This is a genomic window from Pseudomonas sp. BS3767, from assembly GCF_900099665.1.
GTDB lineage: Bacteria > Pseudomonadota > Gammaproteobacteria > Pseudomonadales > Pseudomonadaceae > Aquipseudomonas > Aquipseudomonas cerasi.
Window position 1 is genome coordinate 725,524 of record NZ_FNCX01000003.1, and the last position, 17,882, is coordinate 743,405.

Sequence of the window (17,882 nt, forward strand, 5' to 3'; positions counted from 1 at the left end):
GTAAGACAGGTGTTTCACACCAAGTTCATTCAGCGATCTGCAATACCTTGAAGATAAACGCGTATTCCAGCGCCACGTCACGCAAGCCCTGATAGCGACCGCTCATGCCTCCGTGTCCGGCACCCAGTTCGGTCTTGAGCAGCAGCGGATTGTCGTCGGTCTTGGTGGCGCGCAACTTCGCGACCCACTTGGCGGCTTCCCAATACTGCACGCGGCTGTCGTTATAACCGGCGATGACCAGCATGGCCGGGTAGGCCTGGGCCGTGACGTTTTCGTAGGGCGCGTAAGCCTTGATACGCGCGTAGACCTCGGGCTCCTGCGGGTTGCCCCATTCGTCGTATTCGGTGACGGTCAGCGGCAGGTCCGGGTCGAGCATGGTGTTCAGCACATCGACGAACGGCACTTCGGCAATCGCTGCCTTGAACAGCTCGGGCCGCTGGTTGAGCACCGCACCGATCAGCAGGCCACCGGCGCTGCCACCGCTGATCACCAGTTGTTCAGCGCTGGTCAACCCCTGGGCAACAAGGTGTTCGGCGCAGGCAATGAAATCACCGAAGGTGTTCTGTTTGTGTTCCTGCTTGCCGTTGCGATACCAGGCTTCGCCCAGCTCGCCGCCGCCGCGCACATGAGCAATGGCGAACGCCACGCCACGGTCGAGCAGGCTCAGACGGGCGTGGGAAAACCACGGGTCGAGGCTCTCGCCATAGGCGCCGTAGCCGTACAGATACAGCGGGGTGGCCTGTCCGGCCAGTTCGCGCTTGACCACCAGGCTGATCGGCACCTGGGTGCCATCGCTGGCCGTGGCCCACAAACGCTGGCTGACGTAGGCATCGGCGTCGAAGGTGCCCAGTACCGGGGTTTCCTTGAGCACTGCCTGCTCGCCGCTGGCCAAGGTCAATTGGCGTACCTGGGCCGGACGGTTCAGCGACTGGTAGCGCAAGCGAATCTTGTCGCTGTCGAATTCCAGCGTGTCCTGCACGTACAGGCTGTACGCGGCGTCAGGCAGCTGCACGCGATAAGTCGGCAGGGCCTGCGGACGCACTTCGATGATCGGCAGGCCGCCCTCGCGCAGGCTCAGACTGATGCCTTTGGCGTTGAGGCTGACGCCTTCGAGCATGACCTGGTCGTCGTGCGCGACCAGTGTCTGCCAGTCCTCGCGCCCCGGTACATCACTGGCTTGTTGCGCAGCGTGATACAGCGCGAAGTTGATGCCGCTCTGATTGCTGCGGATGAACCAGGTCCAGACGCCATTGAGCAGCCCGTGGTCCGGATAGTATTCGTGGCCTTCGCTGCGTGGCGCGAGGCAGGTGAAGGCCTGTTGCGGATGATCGGCGTCCAGCACCCAGGCTTCGCTGGTGGTTTTGCTGTTGAGCAGAATGATCAGTTGGCGCTCTGAGCTGCTGCGGAAGCAATGCAGGAAGAATCTGCCGTCCGGCTCGTCGAACACCAGCTCGGCTGATGACGTGCCCAGGGTATGGCGATGCAGCTTGCCCGGACGATGGGTTTCGTCCAGCTCGCCGAAAAACAGGGTCTGACTGTCGTTGGCCCAGGTCATGCTGCCGTCGCAATTTTCGAAAGGCAGGCTGCTGATCTGACCGGTGCTCAGCTCTTTGACGTACAGCTCGTATATCTCGTCGCCACTGGTGTCCAGGCTGTAGGCCAGACGCTGGTGATCCGGGCTGATGCTGAACGCGCCCAGTGAGAAAAAGCCGCCATCGGCCATCTCGTTGGGGTCGAGCAACAGCTCCTCAGCGTTTTCATCCACCGTGTTGCTGTCGTCGGCCGGGCGCGGGCAGCGGTAGTGCCGGGCGTATTCGTCGCCTTGTGTGGTGCGGGTGTAATAAAGGTACGGCCCCCAGGGGGAGGGCAGCGACAGGTCGGTTTCGAGGATACGGCCCTTGATCTCTTCAAACAGGCTATCGCGCAGTCCGGCCTGCTCTGCCAGTTGCTGCTCCTGCCAGGCGTTTTCGGCCTTGAGGTAGTCGAGCACTTCGTCAGTGTCGCGGTTCTGCAGCCAGGCGTAGGGGTCGGAACCGTCGGCCTTGCGAGCGCTCGGGGCGCTGGAGGTTGCATTCGAGAAGGACATGCTGGGCTCTCTGTTAAGGCATCAATCAGGAAAATATCGGTACACGCTGAACCGAATACTGCAGCGAGGCAAGCCGCGTCAGGCAAAAGCCGTTATCATAAGCGCCTCTTTACCTGGCTTACCACGGACGTCATGACCGAAAACGACTATCTGATCGCCTGGAGCGTCTACGCCTTCGCCGCGTTGGGTTGCCTGCTGGTATGGTTTCTGATGACCCGCTGGATGTGGCGGTATCTCAAGGAGCCGTTGCTGGTGGCGGTCGCGGTGCTGCTGTTTACGCCGACCATGGTCGACCCTGCCAAGGACGCGATGGCACCAGCCGTGGCGATCACCGCGCTCGACCTGATGTTCAAGGTCGGCAGCAATGTCTGGACCGCCGTGTCGGACCTTGCCATGTACGGCATGTTCGCCTTCGCCGCGTACCTGCTGTTCGTGCTGATCCGCTGGCCGATCGAGCGCAGCCGCAAGGCTCGCCAACCCAAGGCTGCGGCCCAGCCTGTGGATACCGACCCTGCTGACGAACCGTTTGCCGAAGACGATCACTACGCTCGCAGAAACGCTGCGCCCCTTCCGCCGACCAGGGCTGCACGGGTCGAGCCGCGGCTGTAGCTCCCGCTTCGTTGGCAAGCGCCGTTAGCAGCGGCGCGTGACCTGCTGCAAAACGTCTTGAAGCGAGAACCTGAGCATGTGTGAACTACTGGGCATGAGCGCCAATGTCCCGACCGACATAGTCTTCAGCTTTACCGGGCTGATGCAGCGGGGCGGCCGCACCGGTCCGCATCGCGATGGCTGGGGCATTGCCTTCTACGAGGGCCGCGGCCTGCGCCTGTTTCAGGACCCGGCAGCCAGCAGCGAATCGGAAGTCGCACAACTGGTGCAGCGCTATCCCATCAAAAGCGAAGTCGTGATTGGCCATATTCGTCAGGCCAACGTCGGCAAGGTCTGCCTGTCCAATACCCATCCTTTCGTGCGTGAACTCTGGGGCCGTAACTGGTGCTTTGCCCATAATGGTCAGTTGGCGGATTTCACCCCGGGCGTTACCTTTTATCGGCCGGTGGGCGATACCGACAGCGAAGCGGCATTCTGCGACCTGCTCAATCGCGTCCGCGAAGCCTTTCCCGAACCGGTCGAAGTCGAGGAATTGCTGCCTTCTCTGATCCAGGCGTGTGCCGAATATCGCAGCAAAGGCGTGTTCAACTGTCTGTTGAGCGACGGTGACTGGCTGTTTTGCTTTTGCAGTACCAAACTGGTTCAGATCACCCGCCGTGCCCCATTCGGTCCGGCGAGGTTGAAAGATGTCGACGTGATTGTCGATTTTCAGGCTGAAACGACGCCGCACGACGTGGTCACGGTCATCGCGACCGAACCCTTGACCGAGAACGAAAACTGGAACCGCTATGAGCCGGGCCAGTGGAGCCTGTGGCGCAAGGGCGAGTGCGTGGCGCAGGGCTCGGTCGACACCGTCACTGAAACGACCAGGCCCTGAGACACCGGCCCATCGGCTTACTGGATAAAAAAGAAGAGGGATATTGATGCTGCGAAGTTATCTGCGATTGGTCCTGTTCACCATGGGCCTGCTGTTCGGGGTACAGATTCCCGGTTTCATCAGTGACTACAGCAAGCGTGTCGAAGCGCATCTGATTGAGGCGCAGCAATCCGTCAAGGGCTATACCGCCACTGCGCAGCAGTTCTTCAAGGGCGATATTCAGGCGCTGATCCAGCATTATCGCAGCAGTGAGGACCCGGTTTTTCGCAGCGATGCGGACACTATCGACACCCTGATGAACCGCACCCACATCCTTGAGCGTCAGTGGCTCGGGCTTCAGGGGCCTTGGTATTCCAAAGCCTTGTTCGTGGCCACTTCTTCCGATCCGGATATCCGTCGCGAAACCTTCAACGGTTATACGTGGCAGGTTCTGCTGGCCCCCGAGGTCATTGCCTGGGGCATTATCAGTGCATTGCTGCTGGCGCTGGTGATCGAAAGCTTCGTGCTGTTGCTCGGCTGGGTGATCCACGGCGGACGACGCAAGCCGCAGTTCGAACGCCACAGGAGTTGACTGCAGGCCGTTGTGACAAGCAGAGCGGGCGTCGCTATGGTCGCGCGCCCGCCGCCTTCACTTCGCCAGGTAGCGCATGCCTTCTTCCAGACCGCTAAGGGTCAGCGGATACATCTGACCCTCGATCAAATCACGCACAACATGCGTCGAGGTGGTGTAGTCCCAGGCATCTTTCGGATAGGGATTGATCCAGATGATCTTCTTGAATTTGGCCATGAAGCGCTGCATCCACACATAGCCTGGCTCTTCATTCCAGTGTTCGACGCTGCCGCCGGGCTGGGTGATTTCATAGGGCGCCATCGAGGCGTCGCCGATGAAAATCACTTTGTAGTCCTCGCCATACTTGTGCAGCAGGTCCTGGGTGGCGGTCCGCTCCGAGTTTCTGCGCTGGTTGTTCTTCCACACCGATTCGTAAATGAAGTTATGGAAGTAGAAATACTCCATGTGCTTGAACTCGGTCTTGCATGCGGAGAACAGCTCTTCACAGACCTTGATGTGTGAATCCATCGAGCCGCCGATGTCGAACAGCAGCAATAACTTGATGGTGTTGCGCCGCTCCGGACGCATCTGAATGTTCAGCAGGCCCGCATCGCGTGCGGTGTGATCGATGGTGCTGTCGATGTCCAGTTCATCCGCAGCGCCCTGACGAGCGAACTTGCGCAGGCGGCGCAGGGCCACCTTGATATTGCGCGTCCCCAGCTCAACCTGATCGTCCAGGTTTTTATATTCGCGCTGGTCCCAGACTTTGACGGCCTTGCCTTTGCGCTCGCCTGCATCGCCGACGCGGATGCCTTCCGGGTTGTAGCCGCCCGAGCCGAACGGGCTGGTGCCACCGGTGCCGATCCATTTGTTGCCACCGGCATGGCGTTCCTTCTGTTCTTCCAGGCGTTTCTTGAACTCTTCGATCAGCTTGTCGAGGCCGCCCAGCGATTGAATCTGCGCGCGTTCCTCGTCCGTCAGCGAACGCTCGAACTCTTTGCGCAGCCAGTCTTCCGGGATCAGCGCCTGCAAATGCTCGTCGAGGTTTTCCAGGCCGTTGAAATAAGCACCGAAGGCCCGGTCGAACTTGTCGAAATGGCGCTCGTCCTTGACCAGAATCGTGCGCGCCAGAAAGTAGAACTCATCGATGTCGGCGAACACGACCCGCTGTTTAAGCGCATTGATCAGGTCCAGCAGTTCACGCAGAGACACCGGCACCTTGGCCGCGCGCATTTCGTTGAACAGGTTGAGCAGCATGGCTGTCGCCCTTTTACATGGCAGGTTGGATAGACACGATCAGCGATTGCCGCGACGGCTCATGAACGCCAGACGTTCCAGCAGATGCACGTCCTGCTCGTTCTTGACCAGCGCGCCGGCCAATGGCGGAATCGCCTTGGTCGGGTCGCGTTCGCGCAGCACGGCTTCACCGATGTTGTCGGCCATCAGCAGCTTCAGCCAGTCGACCAGCTCGGAGGTGGAGGGCTTCTTCTTCAGCCCCGGCACCTTGCGCACGTCAAAGAATACGTCCAGCGCTTCGCTCACCAGGTCTTTCTTGATGTCCGGGTAATGCACATCGACGATGCGTTGCAGCGTGGCCCGATCCGGGAAGGCGATGTAGTGGAAGAAGCAGCGACGCAGAAAGGCATCCGGCAACTCCTTCTCGTTGTTGGAGGTAATGATGATGATCGGTCGATGCCTGGCTTTGATGGTTTCATTCGTCTCGTAAACGTAGAACTCCATCTTGTCGAGTTCCTGCAACAGGTCGTTGGGGAATTCGATATCGGCCTTGTCGATCTCGTCGATCAGCAAAATCGCCCGCTCGTCAGACTCGAAGGCCTCCCAGAGCTTGCCCTTCTTCAGGTAATTGCGTACGTCGTGGACCTTGTCGACGCCCAGTTGCGAGTCGCGCAGACGGCTCACCGCATCGTACTCGTACAGGCCTTGATGGGCCTTGGTCGTGGACTTGATATGCCAGGTAATCAGTTTCGCGCCGAAGGACTCGGCCAGTTGTTCGGCGAGCATGGTCTTGCCGGTGCCGGGCTCGCCCTTGACCAACAGTGGACGCTCCAGCGTGATGGCCGCGTTGACCGCCAGCTTGAGATCGTCAGTGGCAACGTAGGCCGGCGTACCTTCGAACTTCATTGATCCATCCTTTTCGCGTGGGTGCGCGTAACCGGTCGGCACGCGCGCCGTAATAGGGCAAGCAATGCCCTGACTATAACGTGGCGGCCCGATGGCTGTGAACGAAGACGCCTCATTCAGTTCTTGAATGGGGCGTCACCCAGTGACCGGGTCGAAATTGTAACGCTGCTTTAAGGATGTTCAAGTATTGGCCTGCCACCGGCTGGCGTTGACGTTGATAGATGATCAGCAACACACCTTCGACATGAGCTCCGATGTGCAGACCTTCCCCGGCCTGCGTCCACTGATAGCCGATGACGCGTTCGCCCAGGCACAGTTGGGCGACCATGGCTGGAGCGTCGAATGGCCTGAACTGGACATCCAGACAAGCGCGGATACTTTGTTTTCCGACAGTTAAGTCAACGCTGTCCCTGATGAAAACGTACGATTTTTCATCGTTGGCGCGCCTGAAAAAACTGCTAAGACCCCTTGCTGCTCTCATAGCGCGCATTGAATGCCTGCACGAAAGCATTGCGCAGGATCTGCAGAAACGCCTGAAAGCCGCTGATGTCCTGCTGATGAACGCTGCCGCTGAGGTCGACGCGTGTGGCGAACTGGTTTTCCCGCTGGTTTTTCAACACGGTTTCGCTGGTTCCGACCAGCGCTTCCCAGATCGAGCGGAAAACACCCTTGTCCTTGTTTTCGACATCCTGCTGCCAGTTGAACACGTCCACGTTGCGCAGCAGCGGCTTTATATAGCCCTTGAGCTGGCCTTTGTCGGCCTGCGCTTCAATCACCACATCGCCATCGCCGGCGTTGAAATCGAACTTGCCGTAGGCCGACGAGAAATCGTTGAGTTTCTTGAGCTGGATGCCGGTGGCGCGCAGTTTGAAGTCGAAGTCTTCAAAGTTGCTGAACGGATCGAATCTGGCTGAGCTCTCCAGATCGGCATGGCCCAGCAGACGTGCCTTGCCCTTGAACTCGGCATCGCGATTGCCTTCCACGTCGACCACGTTGGTCAGGTTATAGATGCTGGCATTGACCTGATCCGCCTCGATTTTTACTTTGGGCGTTGAGTTGAAGTTATTGAAGGTGATGCGCCCGTTATCGATGCGCAATTCGTTGAGGGTGATGGGCAGCAGCTTGTCCATCTCGGTACGCCAGTCGGTGCCCTGACCGGTCTGCGAGTCCTGCTTGCTGCCGCCGTCCACGAAGTTGATCTGCGGGCCGGTGAAGAGGGCTTTCGCGACCACTGCGTGGTCATACCAAAGTGAATGCCAGCTGACAGCCAGTTCGATCATCGGTGCGTCGAAAAAGGGCACCGGGACCTTGCCGTCGGTCTTGACGATCTTCAGCCCCTTGATCCGGTACGCCCCTCGCCACAGTGCCAGGTCCACATCGGTGATCTCGCCCCGGTAATCACCCATGTCGGCCAGTTTGTCGTTCAGATAGTCACGCACCAGATACGGCAGGGCGATATTGACAGCGATCAGCAGGACTACCAGAGCGGCCAGGGTCCATAGCGGCCAGCTGTAGCGACGTTTCATGACATGAGTCTCCTGTTTCAATGAAGGATTGACTGCTCGCGCCGTCATCCGTTCGGTCAGACTGGACGCCCCACAGTTGGCGGCATAGGCTTTGGGTCTTTAACCGATGTGCACAAGGACACCCTCATGAGCCGTATCTACGCTGATAACGCCCATTCCATCGGTAATACGCCGTTGGTGCAGATCAACCGTATCGCGCCGCGCGGTGTCACCATTCTGGCCAAGATCGAAGGGCGTAATCCGGGTTATTCCGTTAAATGCCGTATCGGCGCCAATATGATCTGGGACGCCGAAAGCAGCGGCAGGCTCAAGCCTGGCATGACCATCGTCGAACCGACCTCGGGCAACACCGGCATAGGTCTGGCCTTCGTTGCCGCTGCCCGTGGCTACAAACTGATGCTCACCATGCCCGCTTCCATGAGCATAGAACGTCGCAAGGTACTCAAGGCACTGGGCGCAGAACTGGTGCTGACCGAAGCGGCCAAGGGGATGAAAGGTGCGATTGCCAAGGCCGAAGAACTGCTGGCAGACAACCCCGAGAAATATTTCATGCCGGCGCAATTCGAGAACCCGGCCAACCCGGCCATCCATGAAAAAACCACCGGCCCGGAAATCTGGGCAGACACCGACGGTGCCATCGACGTCTTGGTAGCAGGCGTAGGGACTGGCGGGACTATCACCGGTATCTCCCGGTATATCAAGCACACGGAAGGCAAACCGATCCTGTCGGTCGCAGTCGAGCCGGACGGTTCGCCGATCATCACCCAGGCGATGGCCGGTGAAACGATCACCCCCAGCCCGCACAAGATTCAGGGCATCGGCGCCGGCTTCATCCCGAAAAACCTCGACCTGTCGATTGTCGACCGGGTAGAGCGTGTCACCGATGAAGAGTCCAAGGCCATGGCCCGGCGTCTGATGCAGGAGGAGGGCATTCTCTGTGGTATTTCCTGCGGCGCGGCGATGGCGGCCGCCGTTCGTCTGGCTGAAAAACCGGAGATGCAGGGCAAGACGATCGTGGTGGTCCTGCCGGACTCCGGCGAACGTTACCTGTCGAGCATGCTGTTCAGCGATCTGTTTACCGATCAGGAGCTTTCCCAGTAACACATCTTCGCAAGTGCGTACTTCATGCGGGCAACGCAAGGGTTTATGATGGCCAGCTACGACTTGCCGGACGATGAGCGTTGTTCGACCGGCGCTCCAGTCATTATTCAGAATCATGCATCAGCACTGCCCGCGTGACGTTTGGCGTTATCTGCCCGCTTCAAGGAGAGCTTCATGACCCTTTCATTTGTTGCCAAGGCATCGATCCTGATGCTGTTTCTGGGCAGCACGCTGTACGTTCATTTGCGCGGTCGGGCCCGACTGCCTCTGTTGCGGCAGTTCGTCAACCATTCGGCATTGTTCGCACCGTACAACGCACTGATGTACCTGTTTTCCCGCGTCCCGTCCGAGCCCTATCTGGACCGCAGCAAATTCCCTGAGCTGGACATCCTCAAGGACAACTGGGAAACCATTCGCGACGAAGCCATGCACCTGTTCGACGAAGGCTATATTCGTGCAGCGGAGAAAAACAACGACGCCGGTTTTGGCTCGTTCTTCAAGAAGGGCTGGAAGCGCTTTTACCTGAAGTGGTACGACAAGGCCCTGCCGTCTGCCGAGGCGCTGTGCCCGAAAACCGTTGAACTGGTCAACAGCATTCCCAACGTCAAGGGCGCGATGTTCGCGCTGCTGCCGGGTGGCAGTCACCTCAATCCGCACCGCGATCCGTTCGCCGGCTCGCTGCGTTATCACCTGGGCCTGTCGACACCCAACTCCGATGACTGCCGGATCTTCGTCGATGGCAAGGAATACGCCTGGCGTGACGGTCAGGACGTCATGTTCGATGAGACCTACGTTCACTGGGTCAAGAACGAGACCGACCAGACCCGTGTAATTCTGTTCTGTGATGTCGAGCGTCCGTTGACCAACCGCTTCATGACCCGTATGAACCGCAGCGTCAGCGCGTTCCTGGGCCGCGCCACCGCTCCGCAGAACCTTGACGACGAGCGCGTCGGCGGAATCAATCAGGCGTATGCATTCAGCAAGCGTTTCAGCGATGGTTTCAGTGGCAAGGTCAAGCAGTTCAAGCGCGCCAACCCCAAGGCTTACCGCGTACTGCGCCCTGTTCTGGCCGTCGTGGTACTGACGCTGCTGGGCTACTGGTTGTTCGGTTAAGCGACAGTCTTTCCGGTTATTCCCCCCTCTGATCCGGTTGTTCGCAGCCTCTGCGAACAACCGGCATTCCGTTACCCGTCCAGACTCACATGCCGGCTCAACAGCGCGCGAAGCGCTGCAGGCTTGACCGGCTTGGGCAGGTAATCGAGCCCCGCCGCGTGCACCTGAGCGATCAACTCTGCACGCCCATCGGCACTGATAAGCACGCCCGGTACCGGTTGACCCAGTCGGGTGCGCAGCCAGGCCATGAGTTCAGTACCGGTTTCGCCCTCATCCAGGTGGTAATCCACCAGAGCAATCTGCGGCCGGATGCCATTGTTCAACAACGCTTCGCATTCCTGGCGATTGCGCGCGGTCCAGACCTGACAGCCCCAGCGTGACAGCAGACTGTGCATACCGATCAGGATGCTGTCCTCGTTGTCGACACACAGCACCTGTGTGCCGTTCAGCGCGGGGCGGCTGACATCGGGCAGTGTTGCGGGGACTGCCGCCTGAGGCGCGGCCAGCGGCACCCGGACGCTGAACACGCTGCCTTTGCCGGTCCATGAGCGCACCTGCAAAGGATGCTCGAGAATGCGGCACAAACCATCGGCAATCGCCAGCCCAAGACCCAGCCCCTTGGCCGCGTGAGTCTTGTGGCTGTCGAGGCGTTTGAATTCTTCGAAGATTACCTTGCGTTTGTCTTCGGGAATGCCCGGCCCCCGGTCCCAGACTTCCAGGCTCAGGCTGTCACCGTAGCGCCTGACACCCAGCAGAATAGGGCCTTTGGCATAGCGGAAAGCGTTGGTCAAAAAGTTCTGCAGCACCCGGCGCAACAGTTTGATATCACTGTCGACGCGCAGTGAACTGCCCCTTACACGAAAGCTCAGACCCTGTTCCTGGGCCAGCGCCTTGAATTCGGCACCCAGGGTGTCAAACAGCGCGCTGAGCGGAAACGGCTGACGATCCGGGGTGATCTTGCCGTTTTCGATTCGGGAAATATCCAGCAGGTCGCTGATCAGGTCTTCGGCAGAGCGCAACGAGCTGTCCAGGTGCCGAACCAATTGCTGGGCTTCGCTGGAAATCCCCTCCTGCTGATGTGAAAGCGCAGCGGAGAACAGCCGTGCAGCGTTCAACGGCTGCATCAGGTCATGACTCACCGCGGCCAGGAAGCGGGTTTTCGATTCGTTGGCGGCTTCAGCGGTGCCCTTGGCGTCGGTCAGCGCCTGGTTGAGCTGGGACAATTCGTGGGTACGTGCGGCTACCCGCTGCTCAAGGCTTTCATTGACGCCTTTGAGGGCGTGTTCGGCGGCGCGGAACTCGGTGATGTCGGTGAAACTCATGACGAATCCGCCGCCCGGCATCGGGTTGCCAATCAGTTCGATCACCTGGCCATTGGGAAACAACCGCTCCGAGGTATGAGCGCGGCCCTGGCGCATCCAGTGCAGACGCCGCGCAACGTGAACCTCTGCCTCGCCCGGTCCGCAGAGTCCGCGCTCGGCGTTGTAACGGATGATGTCGGCAATCGGCCGGCCAACGCCGATCAGGCCTTCGGGGTAGTTGAACAGCTCCAGGTAACGACGATTCCAGGCCACCAGCCGCAAGGACTGGTCCACCACGCTGATGCCCTGGGTAATGTTTTCGATGGCACCCTGCAGCAGCGCGCGGTTGAACTGCAGAACTTCGGAGGCTTCGTCGGCGATGCGTACAACGTCTTCCAACTGCATGTCGCGACCTTCAATAGCGGCCTTGACCACGGCGCGGGTCGAAGAGGTGCCGAGCACGCCGGCCAGCAGCCGCTCGGTATGCGCGATCCATTCACCATCGGCATTCAGGCCGGGGTTGAAACCCTTGCCCTGCCTGTGGGCGAAGCGGATGAAACTCTGTCGCGCGCGGTCCTCACCAACGAAGCGTGCCGACAGGCTCAGCAGGTCCTCGATCTGCACCGCGAGCAGGGGGCGGCTGAAGTCGCGTCCCTGGGTTTCCTGGCCGATGAAACGACCCGCCTGCCAGTGCTCGGCTACTCGCGTGCGCGACAACATCGACACCCAGGCGAACAACGTACAGTTGCCGGCCATCGACAGCAGCACGCCCTGGGTCATCGGCGAGATAGGCAGGTCGAACGGGTTGCTGTGCAGCCAGGAAAGCAGCGGGAAAGTGCTCAGCGACCAGCCCATGCCATGCGCCGCTACCGGTAGCACAAGGGTGTAGAACCAGATAAAGATACCGGCCGCCAGGCCTGCAAATACGCCACGCCGATTGGCCTGCTTCCAGTACAAGGCACCGAACATGGCGGGAGCCAGCTGGGTGATCGCGGCAAAGGCGATCTGGCCGATGGTTGCCAGACTGGCCGTCGACCCCAGCATCCGGTAGCTGACGTAGGCCAGCAGGAGAATCATCACGATGCTGATGCGTCTGACAGAAAGCATCCAGTGACGAAACGCCTCGAACGGCCGCTCGGTGTTTTTGCGTCTCAACAGCCACGGCAGCAGCATGTCGTTGGAAATCATCGTCGACAGCGCCACGCAGGCGACGATCACCATGCCGGTTGCTGCCGATGCTCCGCCGATGAAGGCCAGCAGCGCCAGCGACGGGTGAGCGTGCGCCAGCGGCAGGCTGATCACGAACGAGTCGGGCAGCATGGAGCCGGGTAGGAGCATTTGTCCGGCCAGCGCAATCGGCACCACGAACAGCGCAGCCAGCGCCAGATAGGCCGGGAACACCCATTTGGCGAGATTCAGGTCCTGAGGCTCGATGTTCTCGACCACCGTCACGTGGAACTGACGGGGCAGGCAGACAATCGCCATCATCGCCACGCCGGTCTGCACGAACATCGACGGCCAGTTGATCGTGTCTTTCCAGTATTCCTCGAGGCGTGGCGCCAGTTTGGCCTGATTGAACAGGTCGTCGAATCCGTCGTACAGGCCGAACGTGACGAACACCCCGACTGCCATGAAGGCGAACAGCTTGACCAGCGCCTCGAAAGCAATGGCCAGCACCATGCCGCGATGGTGTTCGGTGACATCCAGATTGCGCGCACCGAAGACGATGGTGAACAGCGCGAGAATCAGCGACACCACCAGCGCGGTGTCCTGAGCACGAATACCGGTGGAATCGGCCACGGCACCGATCAGGATATTCACCCCCAGCACGATGCCTTTGAGCTGCAGCGCGATGTACGGCAGCATGCCGATCAGGCAGATCAGCGCCACCATGACCGCGAGGGATTGGGATTTGCCATAGCGCGCCGCGATGAAGTCGGCGATCGAGGTGATGTTTTCCTGTTTGCTGATCAGCACCATTTTTTGCAGCACCCAGGGTGCCAGTACCATCAGCACGATGGGCCCCAGGTAGATCGGCAGGAACGACCACAACTGCTCGGCGGCCTGACCCACTGCGCCGAAAAACGTCCAGCTGGTGCAGTACACCGCCAGCGACAGGCTGTAGACCCAGGCGCGCATGGTCGGGCGCAGCGACGCGCTGTAGCGGTCGCCGTAAAAGGCGATAGCAAACATGATGGCCATATAGGACAAGGCAACGGCCGCAATCAGCCCGCTGGACAGCGACATATCAAATTCCACACCGTATCGATAACGCGCAGTCTCGCACGATGGCTGCGCTTCGTCTTTGTCGACCAAGGTCGAGCGTGGCGCGGTGTCGCAGCTGCCCCAACCAAGCCCGAGGTGATAAAAAAAGCGACACAGGTTTTGTAAAAAGAAATGTCCTATCGACATTCGTCAGCGTTACGTCTTCAATGTGCCTCGGATTGGCCGCTGCGTCAGTTCACCCCAGCCTCTCAGGACCACGGACGATGAGCCAACAGTCACAATTCAGCCTGCTCGGGAAACGCCGTTTCCTGCCGTTTTTCATTACGCAGTCCCTTGGGGCGTTCAATGACAATATCTTCAAGCAGTCATTGATCCTTGCCATCCTTTACAAGTTGAGCATCGACGGGGATCGTTCGATCTACGTCAATCTGTGCGCTTTGCTGTTCATCCTGCCGTTCTTTCTGTTCTCGGCGCTGGCAGGGCAGTTCGGCGAGAAGTACCCCAAGGACAAGTTGATCCGGATCATCAAGTTCGGAGAGATCGTCATCATGGCGGTCGGTGCCGCAGGTTTTCTGTTCAATCATCTGGAGTTGATGCTCGCCGCGCTGTTCGCCATGGGCACGCATTCGGCGCTGTTCGGACCGGTCAAGTATTCGATTCTGCCCCAGCACCTGCGCGAGAGCGAACTGGTCGGCGGCAACGCGCTGGTCGAGATGGGCACCTTTCTGGCGATTCTGGCCGGCACCATCAGCGCGGGTGTGATGATGTCTTCTTCGCACTATGCCTGGGTGGTGGCGGCTGCCATCGTGCTGGTCGCCTGCCTGGGGTTCCTGGCCAGCTTCGGTATCCCGCGCGCCGATGCCGCCTCGCCGGAGATGAAGCTCAACTGGAACATCTTCACCCAGTCATGGGCGACCTTGCGCATGGGGCTGGGGCAAACGCCTGCGGTTTCGCGCTCGATTGTCGGCAACTCGTGGTTCTGGTTCGTGGGGGCGATCTACCTGACGCAGATCCCGGCCTATGCCAAGGAATGGATGTACGGCGACGAAACGGTCGTTACCCTGATTCTGACCGTGTTCTCCATCGGCATCGCGCTGGGCTCGCTGCTCTGCGAGCGCTTGTCCGGGCATAAGGTCGAGATCGGGCTGGTGCCGTTCGGCTCGATGGGCCTGACGATTTTCGGCCTGCTGCTGTGGTGGCATTCGGGCGGTTTCCCGCAGAACGTGCAGGCCAACGACTGGCTGGCGGTGCTGTCTTCCGGGCAGGGCTGGCTGGTGCTGTTCGACATTCTCGGTATCGGCATCTTCGGCGGCTTTTATATCGTGCCGCTCTACGCCTTGATCCAGTCGCGCACGCCGGTAAAAGAGCGCTCGCGCGTCATCGCCGCCAACAACATTCTCAACGCGCTGTTCATGGTGGTCTCGGCGATTGTCTCGATCCTGCTGCTGAGCGTTGCCAAACTGTCGATCCCGCAGCTGTTTCTGGCCGTGTCGGTGATGAACATCGCGGTCAATATCTACATCTTCAAGATCGTCCCCGAGTTCACCATGCGCTTCATGATCTGGCTGCTTGGCCATTCCATGTACCGCGTCGAACACCGCAATCTGGACCGTATCCCTGACGAAGGCGCGGCGCTGCTGGTCTGCAACCATGTGTCCTTTGTCGATGCATTGCTGATTGCCGGCGCAGTGAGGCGCCCGATCCGCTTTGTCATGTACTACAAGATCTACCAACTGCCCGTGCTTAACTTCATCTTTCGCACTGCAGGGACCATCCCCATTGCCGGGCGTAACGAAGACATGGACATCTACGAGAAATCGTTCAAACGCATCGCCCAGTACCTCGCAGAAGGCGAACTGGTGTGCATCTTCCCGGAAGGCAAACTGACCACCGACGGCGAAATCAACGGCTTCAAGAACGGCATGAGCCGCATCATTCAGGAAACCCCGGTACCGGTCATTCCACTGGCACTGCAAGGCCTGTGGGGCAGCTTCTTCAGCCGCGACCCGAGCAAGACCCTGTTTCGCCGCCTGTGGTCTCGCGTCGTGCTGGTTGCCGGCTCGCCCATTGCAGCAGACGTGGCAACCCCCGTGGACGTGCGCGAAGAAGTGAAAGCACTGAGAGGGAAAGTGCAGTAGCGTCGGCGCTCCGTACGACTGACGTGCCAACCACTTCGCGTTGGCACGATAGCCAAAGGTGACCTGAGCCGGAACCCACATCCACCTGATGTCACAGAACCGCCGTGTGACGCGGAGCGTCACGAACGGCGTTCCCACGCGGAGCGTGGGAACGATAGTCGAGCCTGAACCCCAATCCGCCTGATGTCACAGAACAGCTGTATGAAGCAAAGCGTCACTGCGGCCTGGACGTATTCTCTTCCTCCGGCATCTTCCTGAAATACGTCGACAGCAACGCCCCGGAAATATTGTGCCAGACACTGAACAGCGCACTTGGCACCGCCGCCAGCGGCGAGAAATGAGCACTCGCCAGCGCAGCGCCCAGCCCCGAGTTCTGCATGCCGACCTCCAACGCCAGCGACTTGCGTTGCGCCAATGGCAGCTTGAAAACCTTGCCAGTGAAATAACCCAACAGAAAACCGAACGTGTTGTGCAGAATCACCACCGCCATGATCAGGAGGCCGGATTCAGCGATTTTCGCCTGGCTGGCGGCGACTACGGCGCAGACGATCATCACAATACTGACCACCGAGACCAGCGGCAGCACGTCCACGGCATAGCTGACCCGCGCACCCAACAGGCGCTGTGCAACCACACCGAGCACAATCGGCAGCATGACCAGTTGCAGGATCGACCAGAACATATCGAGGAAAGACACCGGCAGCCACGCCGAAGCGAGGAACCAGATCAGGGTCGGGGTCAGCAGCGGGGCGAGCAGGGTAGTGACCGCAGCGATTGCCACCGCCAGCGCCAGATCACCCTTTGCCAGCCAGGCCATGACGTTGGATGAAGTGCCGCTCGGGCAGCAACCGACCAGAATCACGCCCACGGCGATCTCCGGCGGCAGTTGAAACACCTGGCACAGCAACCAGGCTACACCGGGCATGATTACAAAGTGCGCGATCACACCCAGCGCCACTCGCCACGGGTTACGCGCCACTTCGGAGAAGTCGTCAAGTTTCAGGGTCAGGCCCATGCCGAACATGACCAGCCCCAGCAGCGGCACGATCCAGCTTTTCAGGCCGATGAAAACCTGCGGAAACAGAAATGCCAGAATGGCAAACAACAAAACCCAGTAGGCAAACGTGTTGCCGACAAAACGACTCAAGGCTGCCAACGCACGCATGGCCTGCTCCTTCTTGTTGAATAACCGGGATGAAATGAATGCGCCGTCTGACGAGACGGCGCGGTGTTTCGAGCGGCAATGTTGCAAAAGCGCGTATCAGATGCCTTGCGGAATCTCTTCGCCGCCCAGTGCCTCGAACAGCTCCGGCAGGAACTCGCCGAAGGTCAGCATCATCAGCGTGAAGCTGGCGTCCAGTTGCCCCAACGCTTCGTCACCACCGTCCTGTTCGGCCTGATCCTGCAGCAGGTCCTCGAACTTCAGACGCTTGACCACCAGTTTATCGTCCAGCACGAACGACAATTTGTCCTGCCAGGCCAGCGACAGCTGGGTCACGACCTTGCCTGTGCTCAGGTGCAGCTGGATTTCGTCGCCGGTCAGGTCCTGACGCTTGCAGCGCACGATACCGCCATCTTCATGGGTGTCGCGCAGCTCGCACTCGTCCAGCACGAAGAAGTTGTCGGCTGCTTTCTGGGTCTTGACCCAGTCGGTCATGGTCGCACTCGGTGAAACCTTGACCGTCAGCGGACGTACCGGCAGCGAGCCGATGACTTCGCGCAGAGTGGACAACAGGTCTTCGGCGCGTTTCGGGCTGGAGGCATTGACCAGGATCAGGCCCTGTTTCGGCGCGATGGCGGCGAAGGTGGCGGAGCGGCGGATAAAGGCGCGCGGCAGGAAAGCCTGGATGATTTCATCCTTGAGCTGATCACGTTCCTTCTTGTAGACCTTGCGCATCTGCTCGGCTTCGATCTCGTCGACCTTTTCCTTGAGCGCGTCACGCACGACGCTGCCCGGCAGAATGCGTTCTTCCTTGCGTGCGGCGATCAGCATGAAGTCCTGACTGATGTGTACCAATGGAGCGTCTTCGCCCTTGCCGAAAGGAGCGACGAAACCATAGGTGGCTACCTCCTGGCTGGCGCAGGCGCGCGCCGGCTTGGTCGCCAGTGCTGTCTCCAGCGCTTCGGCATCAAAAGGCACGTCCTGGGTCAGGCGATAGACAAGCAGGTTTTTGAACCACATGAGGTGAATCTCTCTTTCTATACAAAGGCGG

13 protein-coding genes and 1 pseudogene are annotated in these 17,882 nt (G+C 59.6%); 7 read left to right on the forward strand and 7 right to left on the reverse strand.

Annotated features, from left to right (window positions below):
- Positions 1–25: 25 nt before the first annotated feature.
- Positions 26–2,086, reverse strand: coding sequence for a S9 family peptidase (locus tag BLR16_RS12490; protein ID WP_074807830.1), 2,061 nt, complete (start codon positions 2,084–2,086; stop codon positions 26–28).
- A gap of 132 nt (positions 2,087–2,218) precedes the next feature.
- On the opposite strand from BLR16_RS12490, the gene BLR16_RS12495 reads away from it, so the two are divergent.
- The 3 genes from BLR16_RS12495 to BLR16_RS12505 all read left to right on the forward strand — a co-directional run bounded on the left by BLR16_RS12495 (position 2,219) and on the right by BLR16_RS12505 (position 4,143).
- On the forward strand, positions 2,219–2,695 hold the full coding sequence (locus BLR16_RS12495) for a hypothetical protein (protein ID WP_003368300.1): 477 nt from the start codon (positions 2,219–2,221) through the stop codon (positions 2,693–2,695).
- A 76-nt stretch (positions 2,696–2,771) separates the two neighbouring features.
- Positions 2,772–3,572: a class II glutamine amidotransferase gene (locus BLR16_RS12500; RefSeq protein WP_003368302.1), complete on the forward strand. Its 801-nt coding sequence runs from the start codon at positions 2,772–2,774 to the stop codon at positions 3,570–3,572.
- Positions 3,573–3,618: 46 nt separating this feature from the next.
- On the forward strand, positions 3,619–4,143 hold the full coding sequence (locus BLR16_RS12505; protein ID WP_003368303.1) for a DUF2937 family protein: 525 nt from the start codon (positions 3,619–3,621) through the stop codon (positions 4,141–4,143).
- Between the two features lie 57 nt (positions 4,144–4,200).
- Here the strand turns inward: BLR16_RS12505 and BLR16_RS12510 are convergent, their stop codons facing one another.
- Both BLR16_RS12510 and BLR16_RS12515 read right to left on the reverse strand, forming a co-directional pair.
- The gene (locus tag BLR16_RS12510; protein WP_003368305.1) at positions 4,201–5,379 is read right to left on the reverse strand and encodes a vWA domain-containing protein; all 1,179 of its coding nucleotides are present in this window, start codon (positions 5,377–5,379) and stop codon (positions 4,201–4,203) included.
- Positions 5,380–5,418: 39 nt separating this feature from the next.
- The gene (locus BLR16_RS12515; protein WP_003368308.1) at positions 5,419–6,264 is read right to left on the reverse strand and encodes an AAA family ATPase; all 846 of its coding nucleotides are present in this window, start codon (positions 6,262–6,264) and stop codon (positions 5,419–5,421) included.
- Between the two features lie 172 nt (positions 6,265–6,436).
- Between BLR16_RS12515 and BLR16_RS12520 the strand changes: the two are divergent.
- Positions 6,437–6,658, forward strand: a pseudogene (locus BLR16_RS12520) (DUF2442 domain-containing protein); the annotation flags it as partial.
- Between the two features lie 64 nt (positions 6,659–6,722).
- Here BLR16_RS12520 and BLR16_RS12525 read toward each other — a convergent pair.
- On the reverse strand, positions 6,723–7,790 hold the full coding sequence (locus BLR16_RS12525; RefSeq protein ID WP_072365742.1) for a DUF748 domain-containing protein: 1,068 nt from the start codon (positions 7,788–7,790) through the stop codon (positions 6,723–6,725).
- 126 nt (positions 7,791–7,916) lie between these two features.
- On the opposite strand from BLR16_RS12525, the gene cysK reads away from it, so the two are divergent.
- Both cysK and BLR16_RS12535 read left to right on the forward strand, forming a co-directional pair.
- Positions 7,917–8,891: a cysteine synthase A gene (gene cysK, locus BLR16_RS12530; RefSeq protein ID WP_003430906.1), complete on the forward strand. Its 975-nt coding sequence runs from the start codon at positions 7,917–7,919 to the stop codon at positions 8,889–8,891.
- 174 nt (positions 8,892–9,065) lie between these two features.
- The gene (locus BLR16_RS12535; RefSeq protein ID WP_044310477.1) at positions 9,066–10,004 is read left to right on the forward strand and encodes an aspartyl/asparaginyl beta-hydroxylase domain-containing protein; all 939 of its coding nucleotides are present in this window, start codon (positions 9,066–9,068) and stop codon (positions 10,002–10,004) included.
- Positions 10,005–10,075: 71 nt separating this feature from the next.
- On the opposite strand, the gene BLR16_RS12540 is transcribed toward BLR16_RS12535, so the two are convergent.
- Positions 10,076–13,552 (reverse strand): hybrid sensor histidine kinase/response regulator, encoded by a 3,477-nt coding sequence (locus tag BLR16_RS12540; RefSeq protein ID WP_065349305.1) that lies wholly within the window; start codon positions 13,550–13,552, stop codon positions 10,076–10,078.
- Between the two features lie 242 nt (positions 13,553–13,794).
- On the opposite strand from BLR16_RS12540, the gene BLR16_RS12545 reads away from it, so the two are divergent.
- Complete coding sequence (locus BLR16_RS12545; protein WP_054080792.1) at positions 13,795–15,669, forward strand: MFS transporter; 1,875 nt, start codon at positions 13,795–13,797, stop codon at positions 15,667–15,669.
- Positions 15,670–15,883: 214 nt separating this feature from the next.
- Here the strand turns inward: BLR16_RS12545 and BLR16_RS12550 are convergent, their stop codons facing one another.
- Entirely contained in the window at positions 15,884–16,834 is a 951-nt protein-coding gene (locus BLR16_RS12550) for a bile acid:sodium symporter family protein (RefSeq protein WP_003368323.1), read from the reverse strand.
- A gap of 96 nt (positions 16,835–16,930) precedes the next feature.
- Positions 16,931–17,851: a recombination-associated protein RdgC gene (rdgC, locus tag BLR16_RS12555; protein ID WP_003317427.1), complete on the reverse strand. Its 921-nt coding sequence runs from the start codon at positions 17,849–17,851 to the stop codon at positions 16,931–16,933.
- Between the last annotated feature and the right edge of the window lie 31 nt (positions 17,852–17,882).